Raw genomic sequence first — 18,172 nt, 5'->3', positions numbered from 1 at the left:
AGGAATCTAGTGACGATCCGGCCCGCGGCCACGGGTGCAACTACGCCGATTCGTGGGGGAGTTTCCTCTACTTGACACCCCGTCGGCGCCGCTCGGGGCCGGATCCCGCGGGTGCTCCTGGATACCACACGCCCCACGCGACGTCGAAGGGCCCGGCGCCGAGCAGGGCCACCGACCCGGCGTACGCCTCCGGCTCGTGCGGCAGGAACAGGTCGGCGACCCGCCACGGTCCGGCGAGCCCGCCCGGGGCCGGGGCGTGCACGGTGGCCTGGGCGGCGGCGTGGGCCACCGGGAGCGCCAGGCCCTCGGTGAGCCGCCCGCCCGAGGCCTTCACGCAGGCCTCCTTCCTGGTCCACAGCCGGGCGAACGCCGGGCGGCCGCCCCGGGCCACCAACTCGCGTTCGTGGCAGGGGAAGAAGCGCCGTGACAGCCGTTCGACGTCCCGCCCGGAGCGGAGCAGTTCGAGGTCCACCCCGACCGGCCGCCGGGCCACCGCGAGCAGGGCCAGCTCCCCCGAGTGGGACAGGCTGAAATGCAGGCCGGGCGCGTCCGCGACGGCCGGCTTGCCCCAGCGGCCGCGGGTGAAGCGCAGCCGCTCCGGCGGGCGGCCCAGCCGGGCGCCGAGCAGGATCCGGGTGGCGGCGTGCGCGACCACGAAGCGGCGCCGCAGCCCGGGCAGCAGGCCGCTGCGGGCCCGGGCCCGCTCCTCCGGGTCGAGCAGGCGCTCCAGCGCCGCGAGGTCGGGCCGGGCCGGGGGGCCGGGGTGGGCGAGGGGGCTGGGGTGGCCGAAGTGGTCGGGTCGGCCGGGGTGGGCTGGGTCGGCCGTCCGGCCGCCGGACAGCGGGATGTGCCAGACCTCGACGGTCCCCCGGGCCCGGTCCGGTGCCGCGCCCGTCGTGTGCGGCGCCGGTCCGTGCCGGTTCAGAGCCGGTCCACCTTTCCGGTGTGCAGCCCCTGGAAGAGGTTGAGCTTCTGGACGTTCCTGGTCCCCTCCATGAACTCCACCCCGCGGGCGTCCCGGGCCAGCTTGTCCAGCAGGGGGTGGTCCAGCCGGGCGCCGGGGCCGAAGAAGCCGGGCGCGCGCAGGGTGACCTCCTCGGCGACCTGGCAGGCGCGCGCCTTCGCGGCCGAGGCGAGGTACCCGTCGGAGGGGCGGCGGTCCACCGCGAGCGCCGCGCGGTGGGTCAACCGTCGGGCGGCGTCGATCCGTCGGCCCAGCTCCTCGTGGGCGTCCCGTTCCGCGCCGCGCAGTTCCCCGCGGTTCTCGCCGACGTAGTCGTGCGCGGCCCGGGCGATGCCGAGGGCGACGGCGGCGACGGTCGGCCGCAGCCGGTTGAAGACCGAGACGATGCCCCACATCCCGCGCCGGGTGGGCGGCAGGTGGGCGCCCAGCACCCGGTCGGCCGGGACGTGCACCCCGTCGAGGACCAGCCGGCTCAACTGCACCCCGCGCAGCCCCAGGGTGGGCAGCGGCTCGGCCCGGTAGCCGGGGTCGGCGGCGTCCACCAGGACGGCCAGCACGCCGAGCCGCTCCGTCCCCGCGACCCGGGCGAACACCACGCCCAGGTCCGCCCGGGCCGCGTTGCCGACGTAGCGCTTCTCGCCGTCCAGCCGGTACGAGCCGTCGCCCAGCGGGGTCAGCGTGGTGGTCATCTCGCCGATGGCGGAGCCGCGGTCCGGTTCGGTGAGGGCGAAGCAGGTCCAGCGCGGGCGCTCGGCCAGCCGGCCGTACACCCGTTCGCGCTGGGCCGGGCTGCCGAGCACGCCCAGCAGCACCCCGGTCATCGAGGGGCCGGGGGCGCCGAGCATCATCCCGGCGTCGCCGCGGGCCAGTTCCTCGCACAGCACGGCCCGCTCCAGGGTGGCCAGGCCGTGTGCGGGGCCGCTGCCGGGCTCGGGGCCGACGCGGTCCCAGCCCGGGGGCGTGAGGTGGCCGGCCAGGAAGCGGACGGCGGGCAGGTCCAGGGAGCGGTGGACGGCCTCCGGGTCGCGGTCCAGTTCGAGGGCGCCGGCCCGGAGTTCGTCGGCCCACCGGCGGACGTGGCGCTGGGCGGTCCGCAGGGGCTCGGGCAGGATGCTCACGGCGTTCTCCCGGCGGTGTCGCGGGCCGGGCCGCGGGGGCCCTCGTCCTCGGACGGGTGGGGTGCGGACAGGTGGGGCTCGGACGGGTGGGACTCGGACGGATGGGGCGCGGCCGGGCCGGGCCAGCCGCAGTAGGCGTCGGCGAGCAGTTCGGAGGCGTGGGCGTCCCGGCCGGGCCCGTCGGCGGTGAAGCCGTGCGCGCCGAGCAGTCGCAGCAGGGCGCGGTCGACCTCGGTGATCTGCGCCTGCAGCCGGGCGAGGGCGCGGGCGTCCAGGGGGTGGGTGCCCAGGGGGTGGGCGTCCGCCTCGTCGGGGTCGGTGGCCAGGTCGTCCAGCACGCCGGCGATCTCCAACTGCTCGATCAGGGCGTCGGCGAGCGCGCCCTTGACCAGCTGCTGGAGCAGCAGCGAGGTGCCTTCGACGGTGCGGGCGGCGAGGTGGGCGACGCAGGCCTCGCGCAGCCGTTCGGAGGCGCCGAGCCGCAGCCAGGCCAGGGCGGTGGCCCAGGTGTGCGGGTCCGCCCCGGCGGGTCCGGGGTCGGCCGCCGTGGCGGCGGCGGGCGGGAGGACGGTCAGGCCGGGGGCCGGGGCGGGCCCGGGGGCGGGTGCCGGGTCCGGGGTCGACCCCCGGTAGCCGTTCAGGAGTTCGCGGGGCACCACGGCGTGGCCGCGCGGCCCGCGCGGCGGCGCACCGGGGGAGAGCGCCCGGGACAGCAGGGTGAGCGCGGGGACGAGGCCGTTGCTGCGGGCGTTCGCCCGGGCCTCCCGCCAGTGCTCCCGTACCTCGGCCGGAACGGTCATCCGTGTCTCAACTCCCCGGTGTCGAGCGTGCAGTAGGCCAGGACGTCGCGGTCCCGGTCGTAGTCGGCGACCACGACCGGCCGGCCGGCGTCCCCGGTGTCGGCGGCACCGGTGCCGACGGCCCCGGTGCGGGCCACGGCGTCGAGCAGGGCGGCCCAGCTCCCGGTGGCCGGGCGTCCGACCTCCCCTTCGGTCAACGGGCCCTCCCGTAAAGGAAGTTCGGGGCAGTCGGCGAGGCCGGAGCCGGCCGCCACGGCGGCGCCCGTCGGCCAGTGGGCGAACAGCCCGGGCCCTGGCCGCCCCTGGGCCTGGCCGCCGAGCGGCCGGTCGCCGCCCTCCCAGCGCAGCAGCAGTGCCACGGCCGCGTCGCCGCGCAGCTCGGCCGGGGACGGCCCGGCGGGCAGCGGGAACGGCTGGGTGCCCTGGTCCACGGTCAGCAGCAGCAGGCGCGACCAGCCGCACCGCCGGGCGTACTCCACGGCCACCCGCAGCGCGCTGAACGGTGTCAGCGGGCCCTGGTCGGACAGCGCGAAGGCGAGCGGCCCGCCGGGCAGCCGCCGCCGGACGCAGGAGGCGACCAGCTCGGTGTGCTCGAAGTCCGGTGCGGCGTAGGCGATCACCGCCAGCTCGGGGGCGTCCTCCCGGTCCAGCGGCCCCAGTGCGTCCAGCGCGCCGTACGCCAGTTCCACCGAGGTGCGCCGCCCGGCGGCGGCGAACTGGGCGCGGTCGAAGGAGACCCGGTACGGCGCCCCGAGCTCCTGGTAGAACTCCTCCCGCGCGTCCCCCGGCCGGTACGGTGTGCTCCGCCCCGGCGGGGCGTACCCGGCCGCCCGGACCAGTCGGGGCAGGGCCGGGGGACCGGTCGGGTGCGGGGGCCGGACGGCTGCGGTCGCGCGGAACACGGTCAGGCGCCCGCTTCCTCGGCGACGAAGCCGGCCAGCGAGCCCACCGTCTCGAAGTGGGTCATGTCCAGCTCGTCGGCGTCGAACTGCACGTCGAGGATCTCCTCGATGGTGATGAGCAGTTCGAGCGCGCTGCTGGAGTCCAGGCCCAGCTCGTCGAAGAGGCGGACGTTCTCGTCGGCGCCGGACACGTCCTTGTTGAGGACCTCCGAGAGGCCCTTGCGGACGGCCTCGACGAACCTGGGGTCGGTCGCGGTCTCGCTCATGCGGTGCTCCTCGCTCTGCTCCCGGCCGCCGGTCGACGGCCGGGTGGGTGGGTGGTGGGGCGCTGTCTGGTCGGGCGCTGTGGGGTGGGGCGCTGTGGGGCGGTGCGCGACGGGGCGCGGGGCGGCGGGCGGCGGGTCAGTCGTCCTGCCCGACCGGCCGGTACAGCCGCTGGCCGGCCAGCAGGGCGCCCACGTCGTCGCGCTCCCGGACCAGGTGCGCCCGGCCGTCCAGGACCAGCACCTCGGCCGGGTAGCCGTGGCTCAGGAAGTGCACCGGCGAGGCGGTCGGCCCGTACGCGCCGGAGCGCTGCACGCCGATCAGCTCGCCGGGCCGCAGCGGCGGCATCGGGACCTTCTTGCCGATCACGTCGTTGGGCGTGCACAGCGGCCCGGTGACGTGCCAGGGCTCGGTGGCCGGCTCGTCCAGCCGTTCCAGCGCGGCCATCGGGAAGTTGCGCTTGACGTACGAGCCGATGCCGACCGCCGCCATGTGGTGGTTGGTGCCGCCGTCGGTGACCGCGAAGTTCTCGCCCATCGAGGTCTTGGTGTACCGCACCCTGGTCACGTAGGTGCCGGAGGCGGCGACCAGGAAGCGGCCCAGCTCCATGATCAGCCGGGTGTCGGGGTGCCGCTCGGCGAAGTCCTCGATCAGCGGGTTGAGTCCGGCCGCCAGCGCGGTGACGTCGAGGTCCTTCTCGTTGTCGAAGTAGGCGATGCCGAGGCCGCCGCCGACGTCCACCGTCTCCAGCGGGAAGTCCAGCTCTGCGGCGAGCCGTTCGGCCAGGTCGAGGATCCGCCGGGTGTTCTCGACCACCGACTCCTCGGACAGGATCCGGGTGCCCAGGTAGACCTGGACACCCATCAGCCGCAGGTGCGGGTAGCGGCCGACCAGGCCGCGGCCCTCGGCCAGCAGCAGCTCCTCGTCGGTGCCGAACTGGCGCGGCTTGCCGCCCATGGTCAGGCCCGAACCCTTCACCTGGAAGCTCGGGTTGACCCGCAGCGCGACCCGCGCGACGACGCCGCGCTCGGCCGCCAGCTCGTCGATCAGGCCCAGCTCCCCGACCGACTCGCAGACGATCGCGTGGATCGACTGGTCCAGGCAGGCGGCCACCTCGGCGCGGCTCTTGCCGGGGCCGAGGAAGATGATGTCCTCCGGGCGCACCCCGGCCCGCTGGGCGGTGACCAGCTCGGTCAGCGAGGACACCTCGGCGCGGGCGCCGCAGCTGTGCAGCAGGGCGCAGACCGAGATGTTGGGGTTGGCCTTCAACGAGTAGAAGACCTCCAGCGCGGGGTGCAGCGCCGCGCGCAGGCCCCGGAAGCGGGTGGTGATCTCCTCGCCGTCGTACAGGTACAGCGGGGTGCCGAACTCCTCGGCCAGCTCGGTGATCCCGAGGCCCTGCACCTCGAATGCGACGCTCACGCTCAGCTCCGTTCCGGGAAGGCCGCGAGGCGGCGGGTGATGTCGGTGTCGATCGCCGCGATCTCCTCGTCGGAGCCGCCGACCAGGACGCCGTACAGCCGGCCCTCGAAGCCCTCCGGGCCGTCCGCGGCCGTTCCGTGCGCGGCGTTCACGGTGGCGTAGTTGTTGACGAACAGCCCGCGCGGCCGCGCGGACCGCTCGCCCGACGGCAGCCCGCCCGACGGCAGCCCGGTCGGCGAGAGCCCGTCCAGCAGCAGCCCGTCCAGCACCGCGGCGATCCCGGCGAAGGGCAGCGGGCGGGTCAGCCGCAGCGGGTAGTGCCGGGCGACGGCGACGTCCCCCGGCCCGGCCAGGCCGCCCTCGTGCACCACGTTCTGGTAGGTGGACATGTTGTTCCGGGCGTTGATCTCGATCACCGGGTACAGCCCCTCGTCCGGGTCGACCATCGCGTCCACCCCGACCACGCCGAAGTAGCCGTCCGCGGCGAGCCGTTCGCCGAGCCGCAGCGCCGTCGCGGCGATCTCCTCGACCTGTCGCCCGGAGAGCCGGGCCGGGATGCGGTGGCCCTTGTGCACGCCGCCCTCGGTGAGCAGCTCCTTGACGAAGTCGAAGTGCACCGAGCCGTCCCGGCCCACGGTGAACTGGTAGTTGAGGTCGCAGCGCTTGGCGACCCACTCCTCGACCACCAGCGCGGTGCGCGGCTCCCCGCCCCCGCTCCGGGCGGCCTTCTCGGCCTGCTGGACGGCCATCCGGTGCAGCCGGCCGAGCCGGGCCGCGGAGTCCAGCACCACGATGCCCTTGCCGGACACCCCGAAGGCGTCCTTGAGCACCACCGTGCGCCCGGCGGCCAGCAGTTCACCGGCCGCGGCCACCGCTTCGGCCAGCTCCGCCAGGGTCTCGCAGGCCCAGCCGCGGGCCTGGCGGATGCCCAGTTCGTCGGAGAGGCGGCGGCTGTACACCTTGCTGTTGACCCGCTTGCACACGGCGGCGGCGGGGGCGGCCAGGGCGAGCCCGGTACGGGCGGCCAGTTGCTCCTCGACCGCCGAGACACCGTGGGCGGTCAGCCGGGCGCCCTCGGCGGTGAGCCCGGCCAGGGCGTCGAGCAGGGCGGGGTCGGCGAGGGCGTCCTCGCTGACCGTGCGCTGCGGGTCCTGGGCGGCCACCACGTGCACGGCGGGCAGGGCGAGGCCGAGGCCTTCCAGGTAGGCGCGGTAGCCCTCGTCCGGTGCGGTCTTGAGCACGACGTGGTCGCCCTTGCCGCCGAGCAGCAGGGTGAACTCGTCCATCCGGTTGACCACCGCGCTGCCCGCGTGCGAGGCGACCCGGGGCAGGGCCGGTTCGCCGAGCGCCCAGTGGTTCTCCACCTCGAAGTTGCCCAGGAACACCAGCGGGGTGTCCGCGGAGCCGGTGACCGCGCGCTTGAGCCGCGCGCCGAAGCCGGCGGAGGGAAGGTGCATGTCGACCTCGTCCGTTTCTCGTGTGCGCCCGGTGCCCGACGGGCCGGCCGGTGCTCGACCGGCCCGTCGGTACGGGAGGGCCCGGTGGTGCCGGAGGGGCGCGTCAGTGCTCGAACACCATGGCGGCGAAGGTCGCCCCGAGCCCCACGCTGGTCATCAGGTAGCGGTCGCCGGGGCGCAGCCGCCCCAGCTCGGTGGCCTTCTGCAGGTTGATGAAGGGGTCGGCGCAGAAGCAGTGGCCGGTCTCGCCGACCAGGTCGAGGAAGACCTTCTCCAGCGGCAGCCCGAGGTCCTTGCAGACGCCGATCCAGGACAGCCGGTTGACGTTGTGCGGCAGCACCAGCGCCAACTCGTCGATCCCGCAGCCCGCTTCGGCCAGCGCCGCATCGATCACCTCGCACAGGCCGGGCCCGTAGAGGTCCTGGAACTCCTTGGCGGCGACCTCGCCCATGACGAACTCGTCGCCGAACCGCGGGTAGGTGCGCGCCGCGTAGCCCGTCATCCGGTCCGGGCCGGAGCGGTCCGCGCTCACCAGGACGGCGGCGGTGCCCTCGCCCATCACGGTGACGTCCGGGATGGACTGGGTCTGCGCGGTGCAGGCCTTCTCCCCGGCGACGACCAGGGCCAGCGCGTTCGGGTCCGGGTCGGCGGCGAGCAGGGTGCCGGCCAGGTCCAGGGCGAGCAGGCCGGAGGCGCAGGCGTGGTGCGAGACGACGAACGCGGTGGCGTGCTCCAGGCCGAGTTCGGCCTGGAGCGGCCCGAGCGAGGTCAGCGGGTACGGCAGTGGCGAGGGCATGGTGCGGGCCTGGAGGACGTACTTGACGCGCTGTTCCTGGCCGCGCAGTTCGACCAGCTTGGTCGCGGCGCGCAGCAGCAGCTCGGTCTCGGTGGCCGCCGGGTCGCGGCACACCTCGGCGAGCCCGTAGAAGCGCTGGTAGCGCCGCAACTGGACGTCCGTCAGCTGGAGTCGCTGCTGGAAGCGGGCGATCGGGATGGTGTCGGGAAGGCAGCTGGAGACCGCCGTGATCGACGTCATGCCCACTACGGTGGCGCGCGGCGCTGACGGGCAGCTGACGCCGGGCTGACCGTCTCCGGCCCCCACCGCCCGGCGTCACCCTCCGGCGTCACCGCCCGGGCGTCACCGTACGGCTCGGCGTATCGCCTCCAGGGCGAGCGCGGCCGCGGCCAGCGCGGCGGCCAGCCCCGCGACCGCCGCCGGGGCCGGGGCTCGGTCTCCGGAGACGCCCAGGAAGTCCAGCCCGGAGACGTGGTTGACCATCCCGTACCAGAGCATCGGGTAGACGGTCTGGAACAGCCGGGGCCCACGGCTGAGGCTGCCGCAGAGCAGGGCCAGGGCGGGCACCAGCAGCGCGCCCGCCACGGCGCCCAGCGCGGCCCGGGACTGCCCGGCGGCGGCCAGCCGCAGGGCCGGCACGGCCGTCACCGCCAGCGCCGGGACGATCCCGGCGAGCAGCCCGGCCAGCCCCCGGCGCAGCGGGGACGGGCAGGTGGCGAGCAGCTGCTCGGTGCTGCCGCCGTCGGCCCGGTGGCCCATCCGGGCCCAGAGCGGCATCGGCCAGAGCACCGCGAACGGCAGCACCGCGTGGCTCGGCCCGTCCGGTGCGACGGCCGCCGCGGCCACCGCGAGCAGGGCCGCCCCGGCCCACCAGAGCCGCTGCCCCCGCACCAGGATCCGCAGCTCCCCGAGCAGCGCGTCGAAGCCGATCCGTCCCTGCCGGGGAGCGGCCGGCCGGGCCTGGTCCAGGGCGAAGCCGGCCGCCGCGGACGGGGACCCCGCCGCGCCCCCGCCGGGCCCGTCGGCGACGCCCGGCCCGCCCGCGACGCCCGGCCGCGCCGGCCGGCTGCCCCGCCGGGCCGGATCCCCGTCGAAGCGCCGGAACCAGAGCGCCCCGACCAGCGCGATCCCCACCGCCGCGCCGACCAGCAGCACCCCCGTGGCCGCTGGTCCGCCCGCCTCGCCGGGCCCGAGCCCGGGCCAGTCGAAGGTGCCGAGCACCCGGTTGTCCGCCGTCAGGCCCACGCCGAACTCCACCCCGGCGACCGGCCGCCCGCCCGCCGCGAGCGACTCCCGGATCGAGGCGGTGACCCGCCGCATGCCCAGCAGGTCAGGCCCGCCGCCGGCCTGCGCGCCGAGCACCGTCACCAGCCAGACCGCGAACCAGACCGCCGCTCCCAGCCCGCCGCGCAGCCCGGGCACGGTGTCGAAGAGCACCGCGCACCCGGCCACCGCCGCCAGCAGCGGCAGTGTGATCAGGACGTACGGCAGCAGCAGCCGCACCGCGTCCACCCGGCCCGAGTCGCCCTTGACCAGCTGCACCGCGAGCGCCGTCCCGGCGAGCGCGAGCAGCATCGAGCCGAACAGCAGCAGGTTGCCGACGAACTTGCCCGCCAGGTAGCCCGCCCGGCTCAGCGGGGTGGCGGCGAGCAGTCGGCCGACACCGCTCTGTTCGTCCCGCCCGATGCCGCCCCGGGCGATCCCGAAGCCGGCCAGCGAGAGCCAGACCGCGCCGCCGAGCGCGGTGACCGTCCCCACGTAGCCGCTGGTGTAGCGGCCGTGCAGGTCGGTCACCTGGAACACCTCCCAGCGGGAGTCGCCCACCGGCGCGGCGAGCAGCCCGAGCGCGAGCGTGCCGAGCAGCACCACCAGGTAGCCGGGCCGGCGCCGGCGCTCCCGGAAGTCGGCCAGGGCCAGCGCCCCGATGCGCGTCACCACGCCCTCACCGCCTCCGGCTGCCCGGGCCCGGTGCGGTCGGCGGTGAGCAGCAGGTAGGCGTCCTCCAGCCGGGGCGGTACGGGCCGCGCCCCGGGCGCGGGCACCTGCCGGGAGAGCACCCGGGCCCGGACGCCCTCCGGGGTGCGGGTGGTGGCGCCGACCGGGAAGCGCGAGCGCAGCGCCGGGAGCCCGTCCGCGGCGACGGTCAGCTCCCAGACGGAGCCCTCGGCCCCGCGCAGCAGCTCCTCCGGACTGCCGTGGTGCAGCAGCCGCCCGCCGCCCATCACCGCGATCCGGTCGGCGGTGGCGGCGACGTCCGGGACGATGTGGGTGGACAGCACGACGATCCGGTCGGCGCCGAGCCCGCTGAGCAGGCTGCCGAAGCGCAGCCGCTCCTCCGGGTCGAGCCCGACCGTGGGCTCGTCCACGATCAGCAGCGCCGGGTCGTTGAGCAGCGCCTGGGCGATGCCGACCCGTTGGCGCATCCCGCCGGACATCGCGCCGAGCCGCTGCCCGGCCGCGCCGGTGAGGTTGACCAGGTCGAGGAGCTGCTCGATCCGGGCCGCGGCGGAGCGCCGCCGCAGCCCCTTGGCGGCGGCCAGGTAGGCGAGGAACTCGCGGGCGGTGAGCTGCGGGTAGACGCCGAAGTCCTGCGGCAGGTAGCCGACGGCGCGGCGCAGCGGCCCGGGCCGGCGGGCGATGTCCACCCCCTCCCACAGCACCCGCCCCGAGGTGGGCCGGGTGACCGTGGCCAGGATGCGCATCAGGCTCGACTTGCCGGCGCCGTTGGCGCCGAGCAGGCCGAGCACGCCGGGCCGGAGCGTCAGCGAGAAGGAGTCGACCGCGCGTCTGCCGCCGCGGTACTCCTTGGTGAGGTCGAGGATCTGGAGTTCGGTCACGTCCCGAATGCTTCCGTCCGGGCCGTGCCCGCACATCTGCCGTTCGGCAGATATCCGGCGGCTTCCGGCACCGGATCACGCCGGGGAACGCCGGAGGGGTGTGCCGTTCGGCACACCCCTCCGATCATCTGACGACGGATCAGATGTCAGTCCTCGTCGCCGAAGTCGCCCTCGACGTCGCCGCCGAGGTCGCCCCCGGCGTCACTCCCGTCCGGGGTGCCGCTGATCGCGTACCCCTGCCGGCGCGCCTCGTAGCAGGCCACCGTCGCGGCCGCCGAGACGTTCAGCGAGCCGACCCGGCCCAGCTGCGGCACGAACACCACCTGGTCGCAGAGCTCCAGCGCCTCGGGCGTGATCCCGCGGTCCTCGTGCCCCAGCACGAAGGCCACCGCGGGGGTCAGCCCGGCGGCGAACATCGGCACCGCGTCGTCCGCCAGCTCCAGCCCGACCACCTTGAAGCCGTCGGTCTTCGCGGCCGCGACCGCCTCGGCGACGGTCGGGAAGTGCTCCACCTTCAGGTACTTGTCGGTGCCCATCGCGGCCTTCTGCGCGCCGGACGAGCGCACCGACGGGGTGTCCCCGGTCAGGTACAGCTTCTCGGCGCCCATCGCCGCCCCGGTGCGCACCACCGAACCGACGTTGAACGGCGACTGCAGGTTCTCCAGGATCATCGCGAGCCGGAACTCGTTGCTGCGCCGCCAGGTGCGGTGCAGTCGCTTCAATTCGGTCCCGCGCAGCTGCTTCACGACGTCGTTCCCCGTCCACTCTCGGTGCCCTCGCCCGCTTCCGGGCGGGGCCGCGCTTCCAGAATCCGGAACCCGTTGACCGACGCGACCCGGGAGGTCGGGTAGCCCTGCTCGTTGAGCCACTTCTGCAGCGAGTCCGAGCCCAGGTGCTTCTGCACCACGAGGAACGCCGAGCCGTCCGGGGTCAGCCGGCCGAGCCAGTGGGTCAACAGCCCGCGCAGCTCGGCCTTGCCGATCCGGATCGGCGGGTTGGAGTAGATGGTGGCGAACCGGAGGTCCTCGGGGACCTCGTCCGGCAGCGCGGCCTGGACGTTGCCCAGCCGCAGCGCCCCCGCGTTCAGCCGGACCAGCTCCAGCGCGCGCTCGTTCACGTCCACCGCCCACACCGGGAGCCGCTTGCGGCGGCTCGCCCAGGTCAGCGCGATCGGGCCGTAGCCGCAGCCGACGTCCAGGATCGGGCCGCGGACCCGCGGCTGCGGGGCGTGCTCCAGCAGGACCCGGGTGCCCTGGTCGAGCCGGCCGTGCGAGAACACCCCCGCGTCGGTGGTGAGTTCGAGGGTCAGGTCCGGGAGCGAGACCGTGATCGGCCGGCGCTCGCTGGCGACCTCGGGCGCACTGGAGAAGTAGTGCGAGCCGGACATGGGTTCCCCGTCGTTCGTAAGGGCCGTCGTGGTCAGGCCGTCGTGCGGATGGGCCTCGGGGCCCACCGGGTGGGTGCGGGACGGCCCTGGGTACGGCACCGATCGTACCCCCGGCGGCCTGCGGGGCGTTCCGCCCGGCCCCGGGGGGACGGGCCCGCGGGCGGGGCCCCGGACCGGTCGGCGCGGCCGCCCGGGCGGCGTCCGGGGCGATCGTCGCGCGGAACGCCTCCGGAGCGGGGCGGGCGTGGTCGAGGCCCGGACAGTACGCCGGAGGGCCCTCGGCACGTCGCGTCCGCGCGCCCGGCGGCGGATACTGCGAGTACCGCCATCCGGGCCCTGGGAGCCTCCCGACAGTGAGGACGGACGCCATGCCGCAGAATCACGAGGACTACCTGATCGACGAGGCTGCCGAGACCGTCGAGCCCGACGACGCAGCGACCGACGGCGACGAGTACGACGAGGTCGCCGAGCGCCGGGCCGTCGGCGGGGACCCGGCCACCGACCTCGCGGACGCCGCCGAGCAGAGCCGGGTCGTCCAGCTCGACGAGGACGAGTACCGGGAGTAGCGGCAAGCGCCCACCGGCACCTCACCAGCCCCCACACGTCCCCTACAGCGCCTTGCGGCGCTGCAACCAGGTCATCGCCGCCCAGCCCGGCAGCACCGGCAGGATCAGCGTCAGCAGCCGGAACAGCGCCACCGCCGCCAGTGCCCCGCCCTCCTCCATCGACGCGGTCTGCTGGAGCCCCAGGAGCAGCGCCCCGTCCACCGCGCCGACCCCGCCCGGGGTCGGCGCTGCGTTGCCCGCCGCGTTGCCCACCAGGAACACCACCGCCACCGCGGCGAAGGACGGTGCCCGGCCGATCGCCAGGGCGCAGCAGTACAGGCAGGTGATCAGGCAGAGCGACACCGCCAGCTGTCCGGCCACCCCCACCGCCAGCCGCCCCGGATTGCGCAGCAGGTCCAGCAGCCGCGGCAGCACCTCGGCCGTCAACGGCCGCAGTCGCGCCGCCAGCCACCGCCGGGCGGGCGGGATCGACCACACCACCACCAGCAGCACGGCCGCCACCACCAGCCCGCCGACCACGGCCGGCAGCGCCGCCAGCTCCGAACCGCCCGGCTGCGCGTCCACCAGGTAGACGAAGGCCCCCAGCTGCAGCAGGTGCAGCACCAGCCCGATCAACTGCCCCACCCCGACGCTGGACAGCGCCTGCGCGGTGGGGATGTTCGCCCGCTGCAGCAGCCGGGTGTTCAGCGCGATCCCGCCGACGCCCCCGGGCGACACCAGCTTCACGAACGCCCCGGCCAGCTGTGCCAGCACCACGTTGCGGAAGTTCAGCCGCTCCGGCACGAACCCGACGAACCCCATCGCCGCCGCCACGTGGCTCAGCCCCGCGGCCAGCACCGCCAGCGCCATCCACCACGGATCGGCATCGGTCAGCGCCGCGATCGGGTTGTCCTCCACCGCGAAGAACTGCGGGATCAGCAGCACCCCGGCCACCACCCCGCCCGCCACGGCGAACAGGGTCCGCGGCCGCAACCGCTCCAGCCGCACCGGCCGCCCCACCACCTCCGGGCGCCCGCGCGACACCTCCGCCCGGATCTCCTCCAGCAACCCGCCGGCCACCCCGGCCTCCGCCCCGGCCGCGGAGCCGGCCTCCGCGGCCGGGCCGACCCGGCCGACCGCCGGAGCGGCGGACGACCAGGTGGGGACGGCAGCGCTGCCCGAGCTGCCGTCCGGGACCACCGGCTGTCCGGTCTGCTGCCCGCTGCCGGCCGCGTCGCCCGGCGCCTGCCCGCCCGGTGTCGACGCGCCCGGTGTCGACGCGACCGCACCGTGGCCGCCCCTCTCCGGGGCCTCCGCCCCCACCCCCGCCGGACCGGCGCCTGGGCGGCGCTTGAGCGCCTGGCGGGTCGAGCGGGCGAGGGCGATCGGTTGGAGGAGGGGGAGTGCGGCGCCCAGCGCGTCGCGGCCGAGGACGGTGGTGGCGGTGCGGACGGCGCGGTCGGCGCCGGCCCGCAGGGCGAGGGTGGTGAGCAGTTGGACGACGTCGCAGCGCAGGACGAGTTCGCTGGCCGCGATGTCGCCGTCGGCGAAGTCGACCAGGTGGACCGCGCCGGTGCCGTCGACCAGCAGTGAGGACGGGACGAGGGCGCGGTGGGCGATCTCGCGGCGCTGGAGCAGGGCGAGCTGGCCCCAGGCGTCGGTGAGGAGCCCGTCGGTGATCTCCTCGTCGTCGAGCCGGTCGAGGGTGCGTCCGGCCAGGTGCTCGTACGCGATCAGGGCGGTGTCGTGGCCGAGGCCGGCGGTGGCGGCGATCCGGCGGGTGCGGACGCCGGCGGCGAGGGCGGCGTAGGTGACCAGGGCCTCGTGTTCCAGCCCGGTGCGCGGTGAGCGCAGGGCGCGCGGGTGGGGGGCGGTGCGCAGCCGCAGGCGGCGCCAGGCGCGCTGGACGGCGGCGGCGGTGACGGCCTGCCGGTCGAGCAGTTGGACGTCGAGTTCGGGCCGGTCGTCGGCCTGCCGGACCCGGTAGCGGTCCGGTCCGGCGGGCAGTGCCTCGACCGGTCGCAGTCCGCTGTCGCGCAGGGCGCGGAGCACTTCGCCGGGCCGGGGCCGCGGGTCCGGGGTGCCGACGGCGTACAGGGTGCCGTGGGCGCCGGTCCAGCCGATGAGCAGCCCGAGCAGCAGGGCGGTGGGGGTGGCGTACCCGCCGGCCAGTCCGGCGAGGCCGGAGAGGGTGAGGACGGCCCAGGGCAGGCGCCGTTCGCGGCTGGCGGAGGCGGTCATGAAGGCGAGGACGGGCGCCAGGTAGCCGTAGACGGGTTCGGTGTGCGCGAGCGCGTCGGCGGGCAGCCGCTGGGTGAGGGCGGTGAGCAGTGAGGCCGGGGCGAGGTCGTCGGCCCACAGGTCGAGGGCGAGGGTGGCGCCGTACGCGATGACGGCGGCGAGCAGCCCGTCGGAGACCTGCTGGAGGGCGCGCCGCCGGTCGGGGCCGAGCAGCCGGCGGACGGCGAGGCCGACGGGCAGCAGCAGGACGGCGGCGGTGGTGAGCCCGCCGGCCAGGTTCGCCAGCGGCCTGGGGACCAGCGCGGCGGCCCCGGCGACGTCGGCGGCGATGCCGCCGGTGGTGGCGCGGGCGTAGTCGGCGAGCAGCAGGGTGAGCGCGATCGTGATCAGGCCGGTGAGCAGCCGGATCAGGGCGACGGGCTGTCGGACCCGTCCGGCCTCGGCCAACGGGCGGGCCCGTCGTCGCAGGCCTCCCGGTCCTCCCGGTCGGCCGGGTGCGGCCCTGTCGGCATGCCGCTGCCCGGGTATCTCCCCGTCGCTGTCCGGTCGTCCGGCCGGGGTGGTGGTGCCGCCCCCGCCGGTGTCGCCGTTCGTACTCCCCGTCACGATCGCCACGGGTGGCATGCTCCCATGCCGCCCGTGGGCCGGGGGCGCGGGTTCGGCGCCCCCGCCCCGCCCCCGTCGCGCCCCGCCCCCCGTCGCGCCCCGGCCCCCCGTCGCGCCCCGCCCCTGTCGTGCCCCGCCCCCGTCCCGCCCCGGGCCCGCCCGCGTCACGCCTGCCGGGTCGGCAGCACCACCTGGTGGCGCAGGTTGACGTGCCGGGGCCGGCTCACGGTGTAGGCGATGAGGTCCGCGATGTCGTCCGCGCCGAGCGCCGGGATCGCGGTGAACAGGCCGCCGAGCTGTTCGCGCAGCACCGGGTTGTCGATGTGCTCGCCGAGTTCGGTGTCGGTGAGGCCGGGCTCGACGGCGCTGACCCGGACGTCGCGCGGGCCGAACTCGGTGCGCAGGGCGGTGGAGAGCTGGGTGAGGGCGGCCTTGGTGGCGCCGTACACCGCGTAGTCGGGGAAGGAGACGTGCGAGGCGATGGAGGAGACGTTGACCAGGTCGGCGGTGCGGCCGTCGGCGGCGGCCGCGATGAGGTCGGCGGTGAAGGCGCGGACGATCCGCAGGGCGCCGGTGAGGTTGGTGTCGACCATCCGGGTCCATTCGTCGATCCGCCCGTCGGCGAGCGGGTTGGCGAGCATCACCCCGGCGTTGTTGACCACCAGGTCGACCGGGCCGTAGGCGGCGTGGACGGCCTTCGCGGCGGCGTCGACCGAGGCCTGGTCGGTGATGTCGGCGGTGACGGCGAGGGCCTGCCCGCCGGCGGCGGCGATCTCGGCGGCGAGCGCGTCGATCCGCCCGGTGCGGCGGGCGAGCAGGGCGACCCGGGCGCCGTTCGCGGCGAGCAGCCGGGCGGTGGCGGCGCCCATGCCGCTGGCGGCTCCGGTGACGACGGCGGTGCGGGTGGCGAGGGCGGGGTAGCTCATCGGGGACTCCTGGAGGGGTTCGACCTGCTGACGTCGACCACTCTGCGGCGCCGCCGCGCGCCTACCCAGGGCCACGTTCTTCCCGGGTAAGGACTTCCCGGGTAAGGACTTCCCGGGAAGTCCTTACCCGGGAAGTCCCTGCCTGGGAAAGGCAGTACCACCCTCGGGCCGTCGCCCCGGGGCTACCCTGCCTGGCATGGAGAACACCCTGGGGGACTTCCTCCGCTCGCGCCGGGCCCGGATCCAGCCGGAGGAGGTGGGCCTGCCCGCGCACGGCCGCCGCCGGGTGCAGGGCCTGCGCCGGGAGGAGGTGGCGCAGCTCGCCGGGGTCAGCGTGGACTACTACATCCGGCTGGAGCAGGGCCGCGGCGGGAGCGCCTCGGACGCGGTGCTGGACGCGGTCGCCCGGGTGCTGCGGCTGGACGAGGCGGAGACGGCGCACCTGCGGTCGCTGAACCGCCCGCCGAAGGAGGCGCCCGCCCAGGTCCGCGGGGACCGGCGGGTCCGCCCGGGGACGCGGCTGCTGCTGGACCTGATGACCGGGGTGCCGGCCTTCGTACTGGGCCGCCGGATGGACGTGCTGGCCTGGAACGCCCTGGGCGACGCGGTGAACGGCTTCTCCGAGCGCGCCGCGGCCGGAAAGCCCGGTGCGCCGCTCAACCAGGTCCGGGACGCCTTCCTCGACCCGGCCGCCCGCACCCTGTACCGCCAGTGGGACGCCGTCGCCGCCGAGACCGTCGCCCAGCTGCGCCGGGACGCCGGGCTGCACCCGGACGACCCGGCCCTGGCCGCCCTGGTGGGCGAACTGTCGGTGCGCAGCGAGGAGTTCCGCCGGCTCTGGGCCGACCACCTGGTGCGGGAGAAGACCAGCGGCGTGAAGCTGCTCCGGCACCCGCTGGTCGGCGACCTCGACCTCGGTTTCGAGACCCTGGCCGTCCAGGGCTCGCCGGACCAGGTGCTGGTCGCCTACACCGCCGCGCCGGGTTCGCCCACCGCCCAGAGGCTGGCCCTGCTGGCCAGTTGGACGGCCGCCGGCCCGGTTCCGGAGCCCGCGGAGCGCGCAGAGCCCGTGGAGTCCGGGGACGGGTCCTGAGCGAACGGTCTGAGCGGGCGGCCCGGCCGGAGCCGTCATAGCCTTCGAACATGACCGCCTGCGAAGACCTCGCCATGGCCCCCCGGGACATCGAGCCCGCCCCGCCCACCGACGGCTGCGCGGACTGCCTGGCCGGGGGCAGCCGGGACTGGGTGCACCTGCGGGTCTGCCTGGACTGCGGCCACATCGGCTGCTGCGACAACTCGCCGCAGCGGCACGCCACCGCGCACTTCCACAACTCCTCCCACCCGGTGATCCGTTCCTACGAACCGGGGGAGGACTGGCGCTGGTGCTACGTCCACGAGGTCATGGGCTGAGCCGGCCCCCGACCGCTCCGGTGGCACCGGCCCGTCGACCGGATAAAATCCGGACATAACACCCGAGCGGCCCCTCGGTCCGGCATCCGTCCGGCCGCGGCCGCCGAAGGGAGGCCGACGATGACCAAGCGAACCGCGGGCAGCACCGCCCAGCTCCGCAAGGGCACCCAGGAACTGCTGGAACGCCGGGGCATGGCGACGATGCCCGGCCGGCTCGGACCGAAGCCCGCCTTCGGCGCGCTGTCCGCCACCGGGAGCCCGGCCGGCGACGTCTTCCGCCACGGCGGGCGGGACGCGGCCTCCGCGATGCCGCACGCCGCCCCGGCGATGCACGCGGAACTCAAGGGGCACCGCCACCGCGGCGCCGAGAAGCACTCGGCCCACTGAGCCGGCCCCGCGCCGACCACGCACCCCGCTGACCGGCCGACTGTCAGTGGGGTGCGCTACGTTCGAGCCGTTCACCAGGACGCGGCGGGGCGCCCGGAACGCACAGGGCG

18 protein-coding genes are annotated in these 18,172 nt (G+C 76.0%); 4 read left to right on the top strand and 14 right to left on the bottom strand.

Translation table 11 applies throughout. The annotated features are described in order from the left end of the window. Window positions 1-67: 67 nt before the first annotated feature. The 12 genes from ACFC1T_RS13325 to ACFC1T_RS13270 form a co-directional block, all read right to left on the bottom strand. Window positions 68-655 carry a 4'-phosphopantetheinyl transferase family protein gene (locus tag ACFC1T_RS13325; protein ID WP_375887518.1) on the bottom strand — a complete coding sequence of 196 codons (588 nt, stop codon included), beginning with the start codon at window positions 653-655 and terminating at the stop codon, window positions 68-70. A 266-nt stretch (window positions 656-921) separates the two neighbouring features. Beyond that, the gene (locus ACFC1T_RS13320) at window positions 922-2,082 is read right to left on the bottom strand and encodes an acyl-CoA dehydrogenase family protein (RefSeq protein WP_375887516.1); all 1,161 of its coding nucleotides are present in this window, start codon (window positions 2,080-2,082) and stop codon (window positions 922-924) included. Continuing rightward, window positions 2,079-2,882 carry a hypothetical protein gene (locus ACFC1T_RS13315; RefSeq protein WP_375887513.1) on the bottom strand — a complete coding sequence of 268 codons (804 nt, stop codon included), beginning with the start codon at window positions 2,880-2,882 and terminating at the stop codon, window positions 2,079-2,081. Before ACFC1T_RS13315 ends, ACFC1T_RS13320 begins: the two co-directional genes overlap by 4 nt. Next, window positions 2,879-3,784, bottom strand: a complete 906-nt coding sequence (locus ACFC1T_RS13310; protein WP_375887512.1) for a hypothetical protein — start codon at window positions 3,782-3,784, stop codon at window positions 2,879-2,881. The genes ACFC1T_RS13315 and ACFC1T_RS13310 overlap by 4 nt, the downstream gene beginning before the upstream one ends. A 2-nt stretch (window positions 3,785-3,786) precedes the next feature. Next, window positions 3,787-4,050 (bottom strand): acyl carrier protein, encoded by a 264-nt coding sequence (locus ACFC1T_RS13305; protein ID WP_375887509.1) that lies wholly within the window; start codon window positions 4,048-4,050, stop codon window positions 3,787-3,789. A 136-nt stretch (window positions 4,051-4,186) separates the two neighbouring features. Next, complete coding sequence (locus ACFC1T_RS13300; RefSeq protein ID WP_375887506.1) at window positions 4,187-5,470, bottom strand: type III PLP-dependent enzyme; 1,284 nt, start codon at window positions 5,468-5,470, stop codon at window positions 4,187-4,189. A gap of 2 nt (window positions 5,471-5,472) precedes the next feature. Further along, the gene (locus ACFC1T_RS13295) at window positions 5,473-6,927 is read right to left on the bottom strand and encodes a hypothetical protein (RefSeq protein ID WP_375887504.1); all 1,455 of its coding nucleotides are present in this window, start codon (window positions 6,925-6,927) and stop codon (window positions 5,473-5,475) included. Window positions 6,928-7,030: 103 nt separating this feature from the next. Then, window positions 7,031-7,963: a 3-oxoacyl-[acyl-carrier-protein] synthase III C-terminal domain-containing protein gene (locus ACFC1T_RS13290; protein ID WP_375887501.1), complete on the bottom strand. Its 933-nt coding sequence runs from the start codon at window positions 7,961-7,963 to the stop codon at window positions 7,031-7,033. 102 nt (window positions 7,964-8,065) lie between these two features. Then, a complete protein-coding gene (locus ACFC1T_RS13285; RefSeq protein WP_375887499.1) occupies window positions 8,066-9,661 on the bottom strand; it encodes an ABC transporter permease subunit in 1,596 nt (531 codons plus the stop codon). Continuing rightward, entirely contained in the window at window positions 9,655-10,596 is a 942-nt protein-coding gene (locus ACFC1T_RS13280) for an ABC transporter ATP-binding protein (RefSeq protein WP_375887497.1), read from the bottom strand. The genes ACFC1T_RS13285 and ACFC1T_RS13280 overlap by 7 nt, the downstream gene beginning before the upstream one ends. A gap of 110 nt (window positions 10,597-10,706) precedes the next feature. Continuing rightward, window positions 10,707-11,306, bottom strand: a complete 600-nt coding sequence (locus tag ACFC1T_RS13275) for a TrmH family RNA methyltransferase (RefSeq protein WP_375887494.1) — start codon at window positions 11,304-11,306, stop codon at window positions 10,707-10,709. Further along, complete coding sequence (locus tag ACFC1T_RS13270) at window positions 11,303-11,947, bottom strand: class I SAM-dependent methyltransferase (protein WP_375887491.1); 645 nt, start codon at window positions 11,945-11,947, stop codon at window positions 11,303-11,305. Before ACFC1T_RS13270 ends, ACFC1T_RS13275 begins: the two co-directional genes overlap by 4 nt. A gap of 368 nt (window positions 11,948-12,315) precedes the next feature. Here ACFC1T_RS13270 and ACFC1T_RS13265 point away from each other — a divergent pair, with 368 nt between their 5' ends. Then, the gene (locus ACFC1T_RS13265; protein WP_375887489.1) at window positions 12,316-12,513 is read left to right on the top strand and encodes a hypothetical protein; all 198 of its coding nucleotides are present in this window, start codon (window positions 12,316-12,318) and stop codon (window positions 12,511-12,513) included. Window positions 12,514-12,555: 42 nt separating this feature from the next. Here the strand turns inward: ACFC1T_RS13265 and ACFC1T_RS13260 are convergent, their stop codons facing one another. Together ACFC1T_RS13260 and ACFC1T_RS13255 are read right to left on the bottom strand one after the other, a co-directional pair. Beyond that, the gene (locus ACFC1T_RS13260) at window positions 12,556-15,348 is read right to left on the bottom strand and encodes a lysylphosphatidylglycerol synthase domain-containing protein (RefSeq protein WP_375887488.1); all 2,793 of its coding nucleotides are present in this window, start codon (window positions 15,346-15,348) and stop codon (window positions 12,556-12,558) included. A gap of 155 nt (window positions 15,349-15,503) precedes the next feature. Then, window positions 15,504-16,265, bottom strand: a complete 762-nt coding sequence (locus ACFC1T_RS13255; protein WP_375887485.1) for an SDR family oxidoreductase — start codon at window positions 16,263-16,265, stop codon at window positions 15,504-15,506. A gap of 196 nt (window positions 16,266-16,461) precedes the next feature. On the opposite strand from ACFC1T_RS13255, the gene ACFC1T_RS13250 reads away from it, so the two are divergent. The 3 genes from ACFC1T_RS13250 (at window position 16,462) to ACFC1T_RS13240 (ending at window position 18,062) form a co-directional block, all read left to right on the top strand. Beyond that, the gene (locus ACFC1T_RS13250) at window positions 16,462-17,358 is read left to right on the top strand and encodes a helix-turn-helix transcriptional regulator (protein WP_375887482.1); all 897 of its coding nucleotides are present in this window, start codon (window positions 16,462-16,464) and stop codon (window positions 17,356-17,358) included. 50 nt (window positions 17,359-17,408) lie between these two features. Then, entirely contained in the window at window positions 17,409-17,675 is a 267-nt protein-coding gene (locus ACFC1T_RS13245) for a UBP-type zinc finger domain-containing protein (RefSeq protein WP_375887480.1), read from the top strand. 120 nt (window positions 17,676-17,795) lie between these two features. Next, the gene (locus ACFC1T_RS13240) at window positions 17,796-18,062 is read left to right on the top strand and encodes a hypothetical protein (protein ID WP_375887478.1); all 267 of its coding nucleotides are present in this window, start codon (window positions 17,796-17,798) and stop codon (window positions 18,060-18,062) included. The last annotated feature ends 110 nt before the right edge of the window (window positions 18,063-18,172 follow it).

This window comes from Kitasatospora sp. NPDC056076 (assembly GCF_042266305.1).
Lineage (GTDB): Bacteria > Actinomycetota > Actinomycetes > Streptomycetales > Streptomycetaceae > Kitasatospora.
Note: the sequence above shows the minus strand (reverse complement) of the source record. Positions and strands in the feature narration are given on the sequence as shown.

What these genes read in the sequence shown, in the direction of transcription:
- ACFC1T_RS13315 (WP_375887513.1), bottom strand. Translation starts at nt 2,882, where the DNA reads ATGACCGTTCCGGCCGAGGTACGGGAGCACTGGCGGGAGGCCCGGGCG.
- ACFC1T_RS13265 (WP_375887489.1), top strand. Translation starts at nt 12,316, where the DNA reads ATGCCGCAGAATCACGAGGACTACCTGATCGACGAGGCTGCCGAGACC.
- ACFC1T_RS13240 (WP_375887478.1), top strand. Translation starts at nt 17,796, where the DNA reads ATGACCAAGCGAACCGCGGGCAGCACCGCCCAGCTCCGCAAGGGCACC.
- ACFC1T_RS13305 (WP_375887509.1), bottom strand. Translation starts at nt 4,050, where the DNA reads ATGAGCGAGACCGCGACCGACCCCAGGTTCGTCGAGGCCGTCCGCAAG.
- ACFC1T_RS13250 (WP_375887482.1), top strand. Translation starts at nt 16,462, where the DNA reads ATGGAGAACACCCTGGGGGACTTCCTCCGCTCGCGCCGGGCCCGGATC.
- ACFC1T_RS13270 (WP_375887491.1), bottom strand. Translation starts at nt 11,947, where the DNA reads ATGTCCGGCTCGCACTACTTCTCCAGTGCGCCCGAGGTCGCCAGCGAG.
- ACFC1T_RS13255 (WP_375887485.1), bottom strand. Translation starts at nt 16,265, where the DNA reads ATGAGCTACCCCGCCCTCGCCACCCGCACCGCCGTCGTCACCGGAGCC.
- ACFC1T_RS13295 (WP_375887504.1), bottom strand. Translation starts at nt 6,927, where the DNA reads ATGCACCTTCCCTCCGCCGGCTTCGGCGCGCGGCTCAAGCGCGCGGTC.
- ACFC1T_RS13245 (WP_375887480.1), top strand. Translation starts at nt 17,409, where the DNA reads ATGACCGCCTGCGAAGACCTCGCCATGGCCCCCCGGGACATCGAGCCC.
- ACFC1T_RS13280 (WP_375887497.1), bottom strand. Translation starts at nt 10,596, where the DNA reads ATGTGCGGGCACGGCCCGGACGGAAGCATTCGGGACGTGACCGAACTC.
- ACFC1T_RS13290 (WP_375887501.1), bottom strand. Translation starts at nt 7,963, where the DNA reads ATGACGTCGATCACGGCGGTCTCCAGCTGCCTTCCCGACACCATCCCG.